We start from the raw sequence: 18,199 nt of genomic DNA on the forward strand, positions 1-18,199 counted from the left end.
CTTATACTTTAATATGTTGAGTGTTGACTCAGAAGGTTTTTTGTTGAAAAGCTATAAATTAACTATATCACTAGCGCTTTTATTTTTTTGTACTTTTTTTACGCAAGCCGCACAAGAGGATAAACCAAGGCTCAAAGCGGGTATCGTCAATTACAACTTCTTCCCTTACCACACGCGTACAGAGGAGGGGCAATTCTCAGGAGTCATCGTTGGTTACAGTGATGAAATTGCTCGTCTAACCGATTCAAAGCTAGAGTATCAAGTGTTCGATAGTTTAGATCTTCTCCTCGATGCTCTACAAGCTGGGGAAATAGACTTTACGGTTGGTTTAAATAAAACTGCACAGCGTAAGAAGCATTTCTTATTTTCAGCTCCGTTTATGGAAGCACCTCAGGGTATTGTAGCCAACCAATCTATTGCCAATGATGCGTTAAAAAACTTGGCAAGCTTACGCTGGGTTTGTATAACGGGAAGCTCTCATTGTGAATATTTGGCACAAAATGGTGCGTTATTTATCAATCGTTTTATAAAACCCGAGGATGCCTTTGATAAAGTATCAGACGGTACTTTTGATGCTTTTTTAGGTGATTACTCGGTGCTCTCCCATTATTTAAAAAAGCGCCCACAAAAGAACTTAAAAATAGTCAGCCCAATTTGGCTTGCCAGTGAAACACTACATGTCATGTTTAACCAGCAGAAGGTCGTATTGAGAAACCAAGTTAATTCTTTACTTGCTTCTATCTCACCGACAACCAAACAGCTCTGGGAAAACTCGGCAAGTGAAGAATATTTAGCATCAAAAGCCTATAGCCAGTTTAAGCGAGACTTTAATCGAATAGGGGGGGATGAAGAAACAAACCTATTACTGACATTTTCGTTTGTAGATGATTTATTTCCAGTCAATTCGACGAATAATAATGGTGAGGCAACGGGTTATCTAAACGATACTATGATGTTACTGGCGCAGCGAAGTGGTATTCAATTTAAATATATTCCTGCAGCCAATAGTGATGAATTGGCAAAGTTGTTTCTTGCTAATAAAATTGATCTTATTCCGACCATGACACCTGATAAGCTTGATCATGGTACTCTAATTGCGCTTCCTTCACATTATAGTTTCGAGATGATCTTGATTTCTAAACAAAGAAACAATGGTTCTCGCATTGGTTATCTTGATGTATTTGCAGATCCTAAACAGAAATTAATCACAAATAAACCTATCGAAACTGTCTCGTTTAACTCAGTCAAAACACTTTTCTATGCCCTAAGAAACGATACCATTGATGGGGTGATGTTACCGCAAAGTATAGCGGCCTATCAGCTTAACCAATTTTATATTGGTGAGTTTTATATAAACCCCCGATATCAATACACACAGCCTATTTATTTTTTAATCAATCAAAATCTGCCTGATTTTGCTACATTGCTTGATAGCTTATTTAAAACATTAACAAGTAATGATTTCACTCATATTGTAAATCGGCATGGGATTTTTAGTATTGAGAGAGGTTATGACAGGCAAACGGTTAATACGACAGCTATTTTGGTTTTAATATTGATTTTTGTCTCTATTGTGTACTTTATTGGTTGGCGCTACACCATCAATCGCGAAATAGCCAAGCGACAAAAAGCAGAGCAAGTCGCGTTGGAGAAGTTAAATTTCACCCAAAAGTTAATTGATGATTTACCTACAATGGTGGTGATACAAGATAAAGATCAAAAACGCTTAATGTGGAATAAGGCTTACCGCGAGAACTTTGCGCATTTATGGGATGAGCAAAAGCAATTCTTGCGCGATGATTTACCTGTTGTTAAAGACTTGATTGCACAAAACAAATATAGTTTAGACTCAGGAAAAGCCATCAATCAGCAAATTAAATATACCAACCGACAAGGAAAGCAACTTGATTTGCTGTATACAAAGAAACCTTATTTCGGAACTGATGAGCAATTAGCTGGAATTTTGACAGTGATAACGGATGTAACACAGCACCACAATTTACAACGAGAGACACAATCTGTGCAGCGTTTGTTGCAAACGATAACAGATACGATTCCAGGTGGTGTATTTCAGTATGAGTATTATGATAATGGAGAGGGCTGCTATACCTATATAAGTAAAGGCGCACAAAGTTTACTCGGGGTTACCTCCCGTACAGTCAACCAGCGTGGTATGACCGGTTGTATTTCACCGTATATTGATGATGTTGATCGTATCAAAATAGCCAAAGCATTTAAGTCAGCCAGTAAGTTAAATAAAATAATCGACATAGAATTTCGGGTAAATAATTTAGGTCAACAAATCTGGTGTCGTTATATTGCCAACGCTGAGAGTATGACTACTTCGACAAATGAAGGGATTCGTTGGAATGGAATTTTACTCGATATTAGCTTATTAAAAAGACAGCAAGCCGATTTGAGTAAAGCAAATCAATTAGCGCATCAGGCTGAGCTCGCAAAAAGCCGCTTTATAGCCACAATGAGTCATGAATTACGTACGCCAATATCAGGGGTTAATGGCTTTATTGAACTACTAAAGTCATCTACTTTAACAGATGAACAATTCTATTTATTAGAGCACATCGATAGCTCTATTTCTAAGCTACTAAGCTTAGTGAATGATATCTTGTATTTTGCGAATACCAACTCAGGTAACATTGAATTAAATTATCAAGATGTAGATCTTGAGTCGCACCTGTGTCGTGTTTTTCGTGCTCATGAATACTTAGCAAAAGAAAAAGGTTTAGACTTTACGCTTTCTTGGCGAACAGCGGCGTATACATCTGCACAAATTGATGTAACTCACTTGATGCAAGTGCTTTCAAATGTTCTTAATAATGCCGTCAAATTTACTGAATCAGGTAGCATTAATTGTGACGTATTGTTCGATAAACATAAATTAAAAATTGAGGTGTCGGATACGGGCACAGGAATGACTGCACAGCAACTTGCAGATATTTATACCCCTTTCGAGCAAGCTGATGGCTCCACACAAAGGCGTTATGGCGGGGCAGGGCTTGGACTTACATTGGCTAAACAATTAATTGAAGCAATGAAAGGGGAAATTACGATTTCCAGCACCTTCTCGAAAGGGACAAATGTTTATATTTCGGTTCCATTAACGAATGTATTCAAAGATAAAAGCCCATTACCATCTCTATATTGGTCAGTATATAGTAATAACCGTCAATTACTTGATAACTTATCGACTATGGGCATTAACTATAATCAATTATCTTGGCCGATAGATAAAAATACATTCACCAATATAGAGAACATCCTCATTGATGAACAATATATGCAGCAGTTATGGGGGGATGATTGGCAGCAGGCTATACCTCACTCAAGTAATCGTTATATTATTGTCGCTATATCTGGTGAGGGAAAACCACACCTAAAATGCTGTTGTCATACCTTAGGGGTTAACCCCATATACCCAGATCTATTACGTGAACTGTTCAATAATGTTCATGCCAACACTCAATTTATTTCCTCAAAAGGCACGGATAGTTTGCATGGCAAGATTCTGATAGCTGAGGATAATAAAACTAATCAATTACTATTAGAAAAACAGTGCCAGAAGTTAGGTATTAAAGCTGTGATGGTTGAAGATGGTATTGCAGCATTAAATACTCTGCGTAATGGTCATTTTGATTTGTTATTGACCGATTGTCATATGCCACACCTAGATGGCTTTAAACTAACTCAGCAGCTTCGTGGCATGCCTGAGTTTAAATCCTTACCAATTATAGGGTTTACTGCTGATGACTCCCAAGAGTGTCTTGATAAAGCAATGAAAGTAGGGATGAATTGTGTGTTATTTAAGCCATACAAACTTAACGAGTTATATAACAGGCTAGTAGAGTTTATTGATCTACAAAAAGACAAAAACCAGGTACAAGAAACGAATATAGAGTCATCGTTAACAGGAATAAAAAGCAAACAGCATTGGTTAAATGTTTTTGGAAATGAGGCAGATGCAAAAATGTTGGCAGATGTATTTGTAAATAGCCTGCAAATCGATTTAAGTACGTTAAACGAACAACTCAAAAATAGTGAATATAGTAAGATTTCTTCAACTATTCATAAGCTTAAAGGAGCTATCGTGATGCTTCAGTATCCAGCACTCTCTGAGCTTATAGTGAATACAGAGCAAGAATTTAGCAAAAACCAAGACCCAGAAATTGTTCGAATGCTTATTGTACAGTTGAATGATATCGTGGATAAAATAAAAGGTTGGTCTGAATAAAATAAATAAAGTTAGGGTATATAATAGATTATTTTATATTTTCCTCATATACTGGTTGAGGTTCTATATGTAACTTAACTTTTATAATAAAGAGAGCTTTCAATGAAAGAAATTCGATCTTTTGTAAAAACTGCATCTTTAAGTGAGCTTGAAAAAGCAAAGCAACTTATTGATACAGCTATCGAGAAAAATACTCAACAGCAAGAAGCTAAAAAAGAAGTACTCGATCTTTTAAAAGAAAAAGGACTTACATTAGAAGATCTACAAGATGTGGTAGGCACTGATAAGCGCACAAAAGTAAAACCTAAATACCGCATTGAGTATAATGGTGAAATCGTTGAGTGGACTGGCCGTGGTAAACGACCTAAAGCATTCCAAGGCGTTGATTTAACTAAACACCTAGCATAATTTCACTTTAAAGATTGAAAAGGGAAGCGTATGCTTCCCTTTTTTGTCGCCCATCATACTCGTATGAAATACACATTAAGACCTTATCAGCAAGAAGCCGTAGATAGAACCGTTGCGCACTTTCGAAAGACAAATGATGCCGCGTTGATTGTGTTGCCCACAGGAGCGGGTAAAAGCTTAGTCATTGCGGAACTTGCAAGAATAGCTAGGCAAAAAATTTTAGTGCTCGCCCATGTTAAAGAGCTGGTGGAGCAAAATGCACAAAAATATGCCAGCTTTGGTTTTAAGGCGAGTATCTTCTCGGCAGGTTTAAAGCAAAAATCACTGAGTGAACAAGTGACCTTTGCCAGCGTCCAGTCACTTGCTAGAAATACCGCACAGCTTGACGAAGCCTACTCATTGCTAATTATTGATGAGTGCCACCGTGTAAGTGGCGATGATAAAAGCCAATATGGACAGGTGATCAGTGCCCTGAAAAAGCAAAACTCACAACTCAAAGTGTTAGGGTTGACTGCGACACCATTTAGAATGGGTATGGGCTGGGTTTATCATCATCATTACCATGGATTTGTTCGAGGGGAGCAATCAGCACCATTCAAAAAGTGTATTTTTGAATTACCACTACGCTACATGATTAAACATGGCTATTTAACACCTCCTCATGAAATTGATGCTGCAATTAGTCATTATGACTTTGCTTCATTACCCAGTGACTCTTTTGGTCGCTACAGTGTTGAAAACATGAATGCACTGCTTAAGGACAGTACCCGGGCAACCAAAGCCATTATTAAACAAGTGATTGATTACAGCGAAAATCGCCATGGAGTGATGATTTTTGCAGCCACTGTTATGCATGCAAAAGAAATTGTTGGCTATTTACCTGCTGAGCAAACTGCGTTGATTACAGGGGAGACCGATAACAACGAACGCGACCAAATTATTACTCTATTTAAACAAAAACAGTTAAAGTTTTTGGTCAATGTTTCGGTGTTAACAACAGGGTTTGATGCTCCGCATGTCGACTATATTGCTATTTTACGTCCTACAGAATCAGTGAGTCTATACCAGCAAATAGTGGGTCGTGGACTGCGTTTAAGTGAAGGGAAAAAAGATTGCTTAGTCATTGACTATGCAGGGAATGGTTTTGATCTCTTATACCCAGAAGTAGGCAGTAAAAAGGGGCAAAGTGATAATGAACCAGTACAGGTACTGTGTCCTGGTTGCGGTTTTGCTAATATTTTTTGGGGCAAAACAGACGATAGCGGTAAAGTGATTGAACATTTTGGGCGACGCTGCCAAGGATTACTTGACGATGGAGACACACAAGAACAATGTGATTATCGCTTTCGCTTCAAAGAGTGTGAGCAATGTGGTGAGCAAAATGATATTGCTGCTAGACAATGTCAGTCATGTGGCGCAATGATGGCTGACCCTGATGATAAACTACGAGAAGCCCTTAATTTAAAAGATGCCTTAGTGCTTCGTTGTAGCGGGGTGTCAGCGAAGGCATTACCTAATGGACTTTTAAAAATAAGTTACTTTGATGAAGATGGCGCCAGTTGCGATGAGATTTTTAATCTAGCGAATGATACGGGGCGATTTATTTTTAATAAACAGTTTCAGCGACATAAAGAGGGAGCAGCTAGCAAAAAGTGGCAAACTGCTGAACAAGTTGAATCAGCACAGCATTTATTAGTTGCCCCCGATTTTGTTATAGCGCGTAAAAATAAGAAGTATGGTTGGAAGGTAGCTGAGAAATTGTTTGATTATGAAGGCAGCTTCAGAAAAGCAAATCAATTGTCACATTAGGGCTTTGCGCGATATTGCATCGCGCAACAAACTAAATTAATTAATCTTCAGCCATCAAGCCCCAACCATCACCATAGCCATTATGACCGTTGGCAATACTTTCAAGGTATTGTTCTGTTTGGGAAAGTAAGGTGTGATCTGGCACCATTTTAACGCGTGTAATCACTTCCCATACGCCAGTATCAGGGCATTTATTGAGTTCTGTACTCGGCGCTAACTCGTCACTTTCAATGGCCGTTGCAAACTTTTCTGCATCTGGCTTTTGCTCAAACAAAATATAAAAGTCGACTTCTTGTAAACAGTTTAAATCGACACCGGCAGCCGCAATTTCAGCTAATAATTGACCATTTTCATCGTCTGGGAAATGCATTTAATCGCTCATTCATTTTAAATCTAGTTATTGTCCGCTATTGTAGCGAAAATAATAGCGTTACGTGTACTAATTTTACTATTTCCATTATGTCAGTCATTATCTCACTGTGTTAAAATTAGTTTGTACTCATTTTCGCTTCAGGCATTTCAAAAAGGTAAGGATATTTTTTGTTCTCTCGGCATTTCTTTTTTGTCTTTTTACTTTTGTGCGCCTCTTTTAGCCATCCAGCTTTTAGTGCAGCAACAATCATAAAAGAATATAAAATTCAGGGACTCAGTGGTGAACTTGAAAAAAACGTTGAACTTTACGTTAACCAGTTAATCGATGAAAAAGCGTCAAAAGCACTTAAACGCCATGCAAAAAGTCAAGTTGAAACAAGCCTAAAAGCACTCGGCTACTATAAACCCGTTATTAAAATTAATTTCGACCAAGAAAAGCAGCTTATTGTTGTTGATGTGGAGCGAGGACCTGTCACTCGTATTGCGAACATAAATATAACCATTACCGGTGCGGGAAAAAGCGACCCCGAATTTATGGCGGCAGTTAACGGCATTAAACTAAAACAAGGTGATTTTCTAAATCATGCTAACTACGAAGCGGCTAGAAAGCGAATTGAAGGCCAGCTTCTTGAACTTGGTTACTTTGATACTAAGTGGCACCAACGCACATTAGCTGTGTCTTTGAAAAAAAACAGTGCCGATATCACGTTTAACATAGACACCGGTCCTCGTTATCAGTTTGGAGAAATTATTATTGGTAATGAAACACCCGCTGAAAAATATATTCGCTCACTTGCGAGCTTTAACAGTGGCCAGCCTTATAAAGCAACGGAGGTTTCTGATTATAACCTAGCGTTGTCAAGCACGCCTTATTTTTCCAGTGTGAGGGTTTATGCCGATATTGCAAACCGTAAAGAACAACGTGTTCCCGTAAAAGTAGATGTCCTTCATAAACCAGCAAATAGTTATGAAGTTGGTGGTGGCTATAGCACTGACCTTGGCCCAAAAGTGCGCTTTAAATGGACAAAGCCTTGGATCACAAGTGATGGTCACTATTTAGAAAGTAATCTGAATGTGTCACAAAGACAACAAGATATATCGCTCGGTTACACCGTGCCAGTTGATGATCCCAATGATGACTTATGGCGCTTTTCTGTGGGTTATAAGTTAGAAGATGAGCTGACAAACGATGTTTACAGTAAAATTTTAACAGGCCAAATACAACGGCAATGGTTAACCGACGATGATTGGGTACGCACCGCCTTTATTCGACGTGATCGTGAAACTTATCGTATCGGTGATGAAGAGCAAAGCTCAAAAATGTTGATGCCTGGCATAAGTTACGCAAAAAAAGAGACTGAAGGTGGCACAACTCCTTACGAAGGCTACCAATGGTTGATCTCTGCCGAGTTTGGCTTAAAGGATATGTTCTCGACCACCAATATTATACGTTTACAATTGCAAAATGCATGGTTAACGACAGTGGCTGATCGCCATTTATTTTTCTTGCGTGCTAATTTAGGGGCCATGTTAGTGGATGATATAGACAATGTGCCTTTTTCACTTCGGTTTTATGCTGGTGGTGATCAAAGTGTGCGTGGCTTTGCGTATCAGTCGATTTCACCTGAGGATGAAAATGGGCGCTTGATTGGTGGTAAATATTTAATGTCAGGGACCATGGAGTATAACTATCAGTTTGCTAAAAACTGGCGCGCAGCTTTGTTTGTTGACAGCGGTACAGCAACCAATGATTTTAGTGATCGAGTCGAGGTCGGTGCTGGTTTTGGTTTGCGTTATTTAACGCCTGTTGGACCAATTCGTATAGACCATGCTTGGGGAGTAACAAAAGAGAGTAAAAGTACGCGTTTAAGTATTACCATAGGACCTGAAATTTAATATGAAGTTTAAAAAAATAATCTCAGTACTCACGGTAACACTTTTAAGCATTGGCGTTTTACTTTTTTGTTTGTTATTCACCGCACCTGGTAATCACTTTATTGCATACTCAGCTAATAATTTGGTGGATGGCTTAGAGATTAAGTTACCTTCAGGCCGTTTTTTATATAATGATCCGTTTGATGTGCGTTATGAAAATCAAGCTATCAAGCTCTATGCTAAACAGCTCAAAGTTGATCTTTTTTGGTGGGGGTGCGATGGCATCTGCCTTGATAATATTAGTGCACTGAACATTGATGTAAATGTTAAAAGCAAACAAGCAGTAGCGGGGCAACAACCACAATCTGCTCAAGAGCAATTACAAGAAGATGCTTCATTCGTCGCAGAGCAAATCACATTACCGCTGAAAGTAACCGTTAAGCGTATTGCAATTAACCAATTAACTTTAGCGCACCCAAGTGCTGATGTGACTATTGAAAAGCTAAACCTTTCTGCTGTTGCCGAGCTATCTGATATTCTCGTTGATGCGCTGAAAATTAATACTGTTACAGTGCAACTTCATGAAGTCAAAGAGCAGCCCAAAAGCCAACCATTAACGGTACTGCCTGCATTACCCACTCTGGACTTAACTTTACCCCTTGATATACAACTTAATACTTTAAATATCAGTAAAGTAGCGGTGACACCGGTCGCAGCCGAAAGTGCTGAAGTCATTAACAATATCGCCCTCTCAGCGACTGCAAAAGGTCATGAATTGAGAGTTGAAAAGCTTGACGCACAATACAATGATTGGCAGTTAAATACTGATTTATTTGCTGAACTCAATGCGGATAACTCAGTGCAAGGGCATGTTGCTCTCACTCACCCTAATCATCAGTTAACGCTTGATCTAACAGGGTCGTTAGCTGATTTAAATATGACGTTGCTAACACAAGGACAGTACCCTTTAAAAGTGGATGCGCAAGTCAATCTACAAAAAGATAACTTTCCATTTAGTTTAACCGGCCGTGTTGATACGTGGTCGCTTGATGCAGGCGCTGAACAACTCAATATTTCAAAGCTAGATTTACATGGGCAAGGGCATGCAAACGACTATAAAGTTAAAGTTGATTTAATTAGCCAACTTGGCGCATATCCTCAGGTGTCAGTTAGTAGCCAATTGCAAGGAAGTTTAACAAAGGCAAACCTCGATCAGCTAAAGTTAAATGCTAATGAAAGCCAAGCAATTATTCACGCATCAGTTGATTGGTCAAAAGGTGTAAATACTGAATTTAACGGCAAACTTGAACACTTAAAAGCACAGTATTTAACTGATGCTATGAGTAGTGATTTATCAGGTGGTTTCAAAGGATCATTTGGTTTAACAGGTACTGACTGGCAGTTGGCAGTCGAGAATACCACAATTAATGGTACCGTAAACGATGTACCTGTAAGTCTAGAATCAGACTTTAAACTTGATAGCAGCCTGCATGCAAGTTTTGAAAAACTGCAATTAAAAAGTGGCCGTAATGAGCTTGCTCTATCAGGCCAAGTTGATGACAGCTGGCGTGTTGATGGCAAGCTACGCTTAGATGCCGCCGACCAAGAAATTTTACCTATGCAGGGCAAAGGGAATGCAGACTTAGTTATTCGTGGCGAGCGTTTAGCTCCTGTGGTTGATTTAAATTTAGCTCTTAATACCTTGAGCTATCAAGATCTTCAAATTGATGGATTAACACTTAAAGGTCAGTTCGACTATGCTGCCGACTGGCAAACAGATATATCGCTTGTTCTGGATTCTGCAACCATGGCAGAGCATAAGATTAATCAGGCTGAGTTAAATATAGCAGGTGACAAGGTTGATCATCACCTGCGGCTGCTTTTAGATGCGGACCAAGGAAAAGCATCTCTGGATATTAATGGGCAACTTAAAAAAGACAAATGGCAAGGTAGTTTAAGTAATATTTTAATTACCGATAATCATATACGTTTAACCACAGATAAAGCGATTAAAGCACATGTTGATATAAATACGCTCGACTTTAATATTGCTGATCATTGTTGGCAAAGTGCAAGCTCAAAGCTTTGTGTGAATACACTTCAGCAGACTAAGCAGTTTGGTCAGCTAAATGCGCAGTTAGCAGCGTTATCACTCCCAGAGTTTAACCGATTTATACCTGAAAATATTAAGGTCAACGGTTCAGCAAACGGCGAATTTGTGGCTAATTGGGCTGATGGTGCGCTTAAAACAATGCGTGCCAATATTAGCACCAGCGAACTTGTAGCTACACTGATAGATGATGCAAATGTGTATAAACTGCCTATTGAAGAGCTTAACTTGTCGGCGATGAGTGATGCCAGTATTGGCAAATTAGAGGCAACACTTGATTCTTCTGTACTTGGTAAAGTGACGTCACACATTAATATCGACGATATACAAGCTAATCAAAATTTATCCGGCGAGCTAGAAATTGACAAGATCTTGCTGACAAATATTCAGCCATTTATTGGTTCGCTTGAGCAACTAACCGGAGAAATTAGAGGCAAGCTGAACGTTGCAGGCACATTGAAAGAACCCTTGCTAAATGGTGAGTTAAATGTCGAGCGAGTGAACTTAGATGGTGCGACTTTACCTGTTTCACTGCAAGATTCGCACGTTAACATTGCATTTAATAATCAAAGCGCAGAGATCACAGGCAAGCTGAAAGATGCAGAGGGTGGTTCACTTAATTTGTCGGGTGATATTGATTGGCAAGCTGAGTTGCCGGATGTGAATGTGAAACTAGAGGGGAGTGAGTTTTTCGTTCGTGCGCAGCAAGATGTCACATTTAAGGTCTCGCCAGACATTACGATGTCATTAAAAAATCGTGCATTTAATTTAGAGGGGCAGGTTGTCGTGCCATGGGGCAGAATTGAAATAGAAGAGCTTCCCGAAGGTGCTGTGCAAGTGAGTGATGATGAAGTCATTGTAGATATAGAGCAGCAACAAAAGGAAAAAGCCCCGTTTGATTACGCTATTAATTTGAAGCTTTTAGTGGAGAATGATGTACGTATCGATTCATTTGGCCTCAAATCAAAAGTAGCAGGCGATATAAATATTAGTATGGATCAAACCACTCCTATGATTGCAACGGGTGAGTTAAATCTAATCGAAGGTACTTATCGTGCATTTGGTCAAGATTTACAAATTCGTACAGGGCAGGTTGGCTTCAGTGGTTCGATTGATAAACCTTATCTCAATATTAAAGCAATTAGAAATCCAGAAAACACCTCAAATGGGGTTATTGCGGGGATCACTTTAACGGGGAATGTTGAGCAGCCCTCTTTGAAAGTTTATTCAGAACCTGCCATGGACCAAGCACAAGCACTGGCGTACCTATTGAATGGTCAACCGTTAGATGAAGGCGACAGCTCAACGGATGCAATGCTTACGCAACTTTTACTAGCCCAAGGGGTTAACCGTAGTGAAGGGGTCGTCTCAAAAATAGGTGAAAGCTTTGGTTTATCTGACGTCAGCTTGAGTTCAAAGGGGAGTGGCGATGATACGAAAGTAGAAATTTCAGGTTACCTGACCCCAGGTATACAAGTTAAATACAGTGTGGGAATTTTTGATTCGTTAAGTGAAGTGGCTGTGCGTTACCAACTGTTGTCACAACTGTACATTGAAGTAACCAGTGGGCTCTATCAAAATGTTGATATTCTCTATAAGTTTGATTGGGACTAATACCAGTTAGAATTTCCGTACACTTTTACTTGCGTAATAAAGCAGAAGTTAATAGGCTGAGTTGTCAACAACTTAAAAGATAATAACAATGAAACTAACTCTATTAACGGTGTGTTTTAGCACACTTTTACCTGTCTCTTTACACGCTGCTGAGCAAGTTCAAAAGCGCTCGGCAGCGGATATTATTAAAACGGCTGATAAGTCACAGTGGCGAACAGTATCAGCAAACAACATTCTTAAACTCACCTTACCAACTGGGGCGGCGTATATAGAGTTAAACGAAATGCTCGCCCCAAAGCACGCAGAAAATATGAAACTGCTCGCCAGAGAAGGTTTTTATAAAGGCTTGAATGTCTACCGCTTTGTTGAAGGTTTTGTCGCGCAAGGGGGGGATTCAAGCGAAACAAAAACACCCAAAACAGCAAAAACAGCTCTTCCCGCTGAATTTTATTACCAAACAAAAAAACCGTTATCCATTACTCAGCTTCAAGACCCTGACGGCTATGCCACTAAAACAGGCTTTTTAAATGGTTTTGCCGTTGCTCAGAATGAAGCGCAAACACAAACTTGGCAGGCTCATTGTCCTGGTATTTTTGCGATGGCACGCGATAATGATATCAATAGCGGCGGAACCGAATTTTATGTAACGATAGGTAACGCGCAGCGTTATTTAGACCGAAACACAACGGTGTTTGGTCGTGTTCTGGAAGGGATGGAGCATTTTAACTTGTTGAGTCGAACGCCCACAAAAGGTGAAGTATTTAATCCGATCACTGACATGCAAGTGTTAGCTGATATTAGTGAGGAAGATACAAGCCAGTTTAGAGTAATGAGAACTGACTCATCGTCATTTGTGGAATTGATTGAAGCGCGTAAAAACCGGATGGGCGAATGGTTTGTGCAAAGTGCAAATTACATTGATGTATGTGCCATGCCTATTCCTACAGAGCGAGTTAAATAACCCGCTATGCAAATTCTTTTGAGTGCGTTTAATTCTCGCGCACTCAAGTAGTTTGGCTATAAATTGTTTGTTACAATACGCAGTCTACAAGTAGATAAATATAAGGGTATCGGGTGGTTAACCTAGGTCCGCTGTTCGGCGAATTAAAAACATGCTTACGCAAAGATCAATTCATCCTCAAAAAACGCCTGCATGGCATCAAAAAAATCAACGATGAAACAAAGCAAGCGAACATAGCGCAAAAAATCGCAGAAGATATTGCCCGTTCGCAACAATTGCGTGTTCAGCGGTTAGCAGCCATACCAACAGTAACTTACCCTGAACAGCTGCCTGTTAGCCAAAAGAAAGAGGATATTAAACAGGCGATTGCCAATAACCAAGTGGTGATCATTGCAGGTGAAACCGGCTCAGGTAAAACGACACAAATACCGAAAATGTGCTTAGAGCTAGGCCGTGGGGTTGAGGGTTATATTGGCCATACACAGCCGCGGCGTTTGGCAGCTCGTAGCGTTGCTAACCGTATCGCAGAAGAGATGCAATGCGAGCTTGGTCAGCAAGTCGGTTTTAAAATTCGTTTTAGTGATCAGGTTTCAGACAACAGTTATATCAAGTTGATGACCGATGGTATTTTATTGGCTGAAATCCAACAAGATCGTTATTTAAACCAATATGACACGATTATTATTGATGAGGCGCACGAGCGTAGCCTTAATATTGATTTTATTTTGGGTTATTTAAAGAACTTATTACCAAAACGCCCCGACCTCAAAGTCATTATTACCTCTGCCACTATCGATCCGGAACGATTCTCGAAACATTTTGATGACGCGCCGATAATTGAAGTATCGGGACGTACTTTCCCTGTGGAAGTGCGTTATCGCCCAACCACAGATATTAATAAAGATGAGATGGAAGCCGATGGCGACCAGTTGCAAGGTATTTTTGATGCCGTTGATGAGCTGTGTGAAGAAGGCCCCGGTGACATCCTAATTTTTATGAATGGTGAGCGTGAAATTCGCGATACAGCTGATGCGTTATCAAAGCGTAACTTAAAGGGCACCGACGTATTACCTTTATATTCGCGGCTCTCGAACGCCGAGCAAAACCGTATATTTGCTCCTCACTCTCGCCGCCACATTATTTTAGCGACAAATGTGGCCGAAACATCACTGACTGTACCTGGTATTCGTTATGTTATTGACCCAGGTACTGCACGAATTAGCCGTTACAGCTACCGTACTAAAGTACAACGCTTACCAATAGAGGCAATCTCACAAGCCAGTGCCAACCAGCGTAAGGGCCGTTGTGGTCGTATTGAAGCGGGCATTTGTATTCGCTTATACAGCGAAGATGATTTTAATTCACGTCCAGAATTCACTGACCCAGAAATTTTACGTACTAATCTAGCCTCGGTTATTTTGCAAATGCTTGGTCTTGGCCTCGGGGACATGCAGCAGTTTCCGTTTGTACAAGCGCCAGACAGTCGTAACATCAATGATGGTTTAACCTTACTCGAAGAACTTGAAGCGGTTAAACCCGCTAAGCGCCATAAACAAACAGAATTAACTAAATCAGGACGTAGTTTAACTCGGTTACCTGTCGACCCCCGTTTAGCAAAAATGGTGCTTACAGCGGATGGGCTTGGCGCTCTTCGCGAAGTAATTATTATTGTTGCGGCACTGTCAATCCAAGACCCACGTGAGCGACCGCAAGAAAAGCGTGGCGCAGCCGATGAAAAACATGGCCGTTTTGATGATCCTGACTCAGACTTTATTGCATTTTTAAATCTGTGGAATTACCTTGAAGAGCAGCAAAGTGAGTTAAGCAATAGTCAATTCAGAAAGCTGTGCCAAAAAGACTTTTTAGCTTATATGCGTATTCGTGAGTGGCAAGATATTGTTTATCAGCTTTCTACTGTGTGTAATGAAATGGGCATGAAAGCCACGACGAACGTAGCTGACAGCGATCGTATTCATCAGTCGCTATTAAGCGGTATGCTAAGTCATATTGGCTTTAAAGACGAAAAACAAGTGTACAAAGGTGCACGTAATAGTCAGTTCCATATTTTTCCGGGTTCAGCGTTATTTAAAAAGAGTCCTAAGTGGATTATGGCTGCAGAGCTGGTGGAAACAAGTAAGCTCTACGCCCGTATCAATGCCCGTATCGACCTGAAATGGGTTGAGGGCTTTGCGCAGCATTTAGTCAAGTGCAGCTACAGTGAGCCACATTGGGAGAAAAAACCAGGGGCTGTTATCGCCTTTGAGCAGCAAACATTATATGGTCTGCTCATTGTTAATAAACGCCGCTGCGTATACAGCAACATTGATCCTAAAGTCAGCAGAGAGCTGTTTATTCGCAGCGCTTTAGTTGAACAAGAACTCGGTCAAAATGAAGGCTTTTTACAGTACAACCAAGAGCTTATTGACGATATTCAGGTACTAGAGAATAAGTCTCGCCGTCGCGATATTCTCGTTGATGAGCAAACCCTGTATGAGTTTTACGACAAAAAGATTCCTGCGGATGTAAATAATCGTGCAGCGTTTAATAAATGGTGGAAGGGACAAAAGCAAAAAGATAAACGCTTTTTGCATATGTCACGTGATGAGCTAATGCAGCATGGCGCTGATCATGTCACCGAGTTTGATTACCCTGATACATGGCAACAAGATAATTTATTATTGCCGCTGACTTATCATTTTGATCCAGGGCAAGCGGTTGATGGTGTAGCGGTTCAAATTCCTGTTGCATTACTTAATCAAGTTCAAGAAATCGGCTTTGATTGGCATATCCCTGCGTTTAGACATGAACTTATTTGCGCATTAATTAAGTCATTGCCAAAAACACTACGCCGTAATTTTGTACCAGCCCCTAACTACGCCGATGCTGTACTTGCGGCAATTGAGCCAATGCAGGGCAATTTACTGGATGCCATAAGTACGCGTTTATTGCGTATGACAGGGGTGCGCGTTGACCCTGATGCTTGGGACTTAACAACGCTCGCGCCACATTTACGTTTACAGTTTGAAGTACGTGATGAACACGATAAGTTACTTGCTCGTGGGCTAAATTTAGAGAAGCTGAAAGCGCAGCTTCAAGGTAAAGTAACCGATACCTTATCGAAAGTAGCTGATAAAGGCATAGAGAAGACGGACTTAACCCAGTGGAGCTTTGGTGAATTACCTTCTTCCTATGTTAAAAAGCAAGGTCAATATGAAATCAAGGCGTTTCCTGCTTTGGTTGATAAAAAAGACTCCGCAGCCGTTGAGTTGTTCGATAACGAACAAAAAGCACAACAAGCCCATCAACAAGGCTTGCGTCGTTTAGTGCTTTTAAATGTGCCATCTCCGATTAAATACTTACAACAAAACCTACCAAATAAGTCGAAACTTGGTTTGTACTTTAATCCGTTTGGTAAGGTCAATGATTTAATTGATGACTGTATTGCGGCCGCTGTTGATAGCTTACTAATTAAGTACGGCAATATTCGTACTGAGCAGGCGTTTGAACAAGCCAAGGAGAAAGTTCGTGGTGAGCTTGGCGACACGGTTGTAGAAATTGCCACGCAGGTTGAACAAGTGTTAAGTATTGCTCATGGACTTAATAAGCGCATGAAAGGGCGTGTTGATTTAGCCATGATCACAGCGCATGGTGATATTAAAGCACAGCTACAAAGCCTCGTTTTCAAGGGATTCGTTAGTCAACATGGCGCAGCTAAAATGACGGACTTAATTCGATATTTGAAAGCAATAGAGCGACGTTTAGAGAAATTGCCCGTTGATCCTAATCGTGATCGTTTGTGTGTTCTTGAGCTTGAAAAAGTGGCTGAGCAATATCAAAAACTCGCTAATAAAATTCCAAAGGGGATGCCAATACCACAAGAGATTGTAACGCTTTTTTGGATGCAACAAGAATTACGCGTTTCTTTATTTGCACAAACATTAGGGACGCCTTATCCTGTATCTGCAAAGCGAGTTTTAAACGCAATTAAAGAATCTGAGTTATAATTCATTATAGGCGTGTATGTGCAATAAAGTTTGCTTTATTGCACGTATAAACCACAGACATTAACTAAGGAGGTCATGTGGGCATTGAAAAGGAAAAACCGATTGCTGTTCCCGAGCGCTCACAAAGAAAGCAACAGCTTGAAATTTTAGTTGTGGATGATGAGTATTTTAATTTCGAAATGCTCAAAGCATCACTGGGCCTCGAGTTTTCTTTAAGCTATGCAAACTCAGGCACGACCTGTTTATCATCTGCTATTGCTGATCCGCCCGATGCAATTCTATTAGATGTCTGTATGCCAGGGCTGGATGGCTATGATACATGTCGGCTATTAAAAAACACACCAGAAACGGAGCAAATTCCAGTGGTTATGGTGTCAGGTTTAGAGTCAGAGCTTGAGCAAAAAGCAGGCTTTGAGGCTGGTTGCGACGCTTATGTGGTAAAACCTTTCTCTGTGAAAACACTCATTGAGAAAATAAAAACAGTGGTTTAGGAAGGATTATTTATGTTTCATGATGAAAAACGCGATTTTAGACGTATGCAAATCCACACACCTGCAAAACTCATCCCTTTAGAAAGTGGGAGTGAAATAGAGGCAACATGTACAGATTTAAGTGCCACAGGACTTGCAGTCAACCTTGATGACGTAGTGGAAGTAGGTAGCATGTTCCGCGTACTTATTGCTTCAACGAGCACGTCAATCACATCATTTGATGCAACAGCCAAAGTTATTAGAGCAACCGAGGAGCCAGATGGCTCCTTGAGTGCAGGGCTTGAAATTATCAGTTTTAACTAGTGC

The 18,199-nt window shown here is 40.2% G+C and carries 10 protein-coding genes; 9 read left to right on the forward strand and 1 reads right to left on the reverse strand.

Annotation, left to right across the window (positions count from 1 at the left end; genetic code table 11):
• Window positions 1-43 precede the first annotated feature (43 nt).
• The 3 genes from PAARA_RS16090 (at window position 44) to radD (ending at window position 6,466) form a co-directional block, all read left to right on the forward strand.
• A complete protein-coding gene (locus PAARA_RS16090) occupies window positions 44-4,249 on the forward strand; it encodes an ATP-binding protein (protein ID WP_167346349.1) in 4,206 nt (1,401 codons plus the stop codon).
• A 102-nt stretch (window positions 4,250-4,351) separates the two neighbouring features.
• Window positions 4,352-4,657: an H-NS histone family protein gene (locus PAARA_RS16095; protein WP_062570000.1), complete on the forward strand. Its 306-nt coding sequence runs from the start codon at window positions 4,352-4,354 to the stop codon at window positions 4,655-4,657.
• 63 nt (window positions 4,658-4,720) lie between these two features.
• A complete protein-coding gene (radD, locus tag PAARA_RS16100; protein ID WP_062570048.1) occupies window positions 4,721-6,466 on the forward strand; it encodes a DNA repair helicase RadD in 1,746 nt (581 codons plus the stop codon).
• Between the two features lie 40 nt (window positions 6,467-6,506).
• On the opposite strand, the gene PAARA_RS16105 is transcribed toward radD, so the two are convergent.
• Complete coding sequence (locus PAARA_RS16105; protein WP_062570001.1) at window positions 6,507-6,836, reverse strand: ribonuclease E inhibitor RraB; 330 nt, start codon at window positions 6,834-6,836, stop codon at window positions 6,507-6,509.
• Window positions 6,837-7,042: 206 nt separating this feature from the next.
• Here PAARA_RS16105 and PAARA_RS16110 point away from each other — a divergent pair, with 206 nt between their 5' ends.
• The 6 genes from PAARA_RS16110 to PAARA_RS16135 all read left to right on the forward strand — a co-directional run bounded on the left by PAARA_RS16110 (window position 7,043) and on the right by PAARA_RS16135 (window position 18,196).
• On the forward strand, window positions 7,043-8,734 hold the full coding sequence (locus PAARA_RS16110) for an autotransporter assembly complex protein TamA (protein WP_157066222.1): 1,692 nt from the start codon (window positions 7,043-7,045) through the stop codon (window positions 8,732-8,734).
• A gap of 1 nt (window position 8,735) precedes the next feature.
• Complete coding sequence (gene tamB, locus PAARA_RS16115) at window positions 8,736-12,437, forward strand: autotransporter assembly complex protein TamB (protein WP_062570003.1); 3,702 nt, start codon at window positions 8,736-8,738, stop codon at window positions 12,435-12,437.
• Window positions 12,438-12,525: 88 nt separating this feature from the next.
• Window positions 12,526-13,398: a peptidylprolyl isomerase gene (locus PAARA_RS16120; RefSeq protein ID WP_062570004.1), complete on the forward strand. Its 873-nt coding sequence runs from the start codon at window positions 12,526-12,528 to the stop codon at window positions 13,396-13,398.
• Between the two features lie 113 nt (window positions 13,399-13,511).
• On the forward strand, window positions 13,512-17,402 hold the full coding sequence (gene hrpA, locus PAARA_RS16125; RefSeq protein WP_062570005.1) for an ATP-dependent RNA helicase HrpA: 3,891 nt from the start codon (window positions 13,512-13,514) through the stop codon (window positions 17,400-17,402).
• 83 nt (window positions 17,403-17,485) lie between these two features.
• Window positions 17,486-17,893: a response regulator gene (locus PAARA_RS16130; RefSeq protein ID WP_267145289.1), complete on the forward strand. Its 408-nt coding sequence runs from the start codon at window positions 17,486-17,488 to the stop codon at window positions 17,891-17,893.
• Window positions 17,894-17,905: 12 nt separating this feature from the next.
• Window positions 17,906-18,196 carry a PilZ domain-containing protein gene (locus tag PAARA_RS16135; RefSeq protein ID WP_062570006.1) on the forward strand — a complete coding sequence of 97 codons (291 nt, stop codon included), beginning with the start codon at window positions 17,906-17,908 and terminating at the stop codon, window positions 18,194-18,196.
• Window positions 18,197-18,199: the final 3 nt, after the last annotated feature.

Origin of the sequence: Pseudoalteromonas arabiensis (genome assembly GCF_001550155.1) — a bacterium.
GTDB classification, from domain to species: Bacteria; Pseudomonadota; Gammaproteobacteria; order Enterobacterales; family Alteromonadaceae; genus Pseudoalteromonas; species Pseudoalteromonas arabiensis.

Excerpts from the sequence above, each read along its gene's own strand:
- radD (WP_062570048.1), top strand. The coding sequence starts at position 4,721 with ATGAAATACACATTAAGACCTTATCAGCAAGAAGCCGTAGATAGAACC.
- PAARA_RS16105 (WP_062570001.1), bottom strand. The coding sequence starts at position 6,836 with ATGCATTTCCCAGACGATGAAAATGGTCAATTATTAGCTGAAATTGCG.
- PAARA_RS16135 (WP_062570006.1), top strand. The coding sequence starts at position 17,906 with ATGTTTCATGATGAAAAACGCGATTTTAGACGTATGCAAATCCACACA.
- PAARA_RS16120 (WP_062570004.1), top strand. The coding sequence starts at position 12,526 with ATGAAACTAACTCTATTAACGGTGTGTTTTAGCACACTTTTACCTGTC.
- tamB (WP_062570003.1), top strand. The coding sequence starts at position 8,736 with ATGAAGTTTAAAAAAATAATCTCAGTACTCACGGTAACACTTTTAAGC.
- PAARA_RS16095 (WP_062570000.1), top strand. The coding sequence starts at position 4,352 with ATGAAAGAAATTCGATCTTTTGTAAAAACTGCATCTTTAAGTGAGCTT.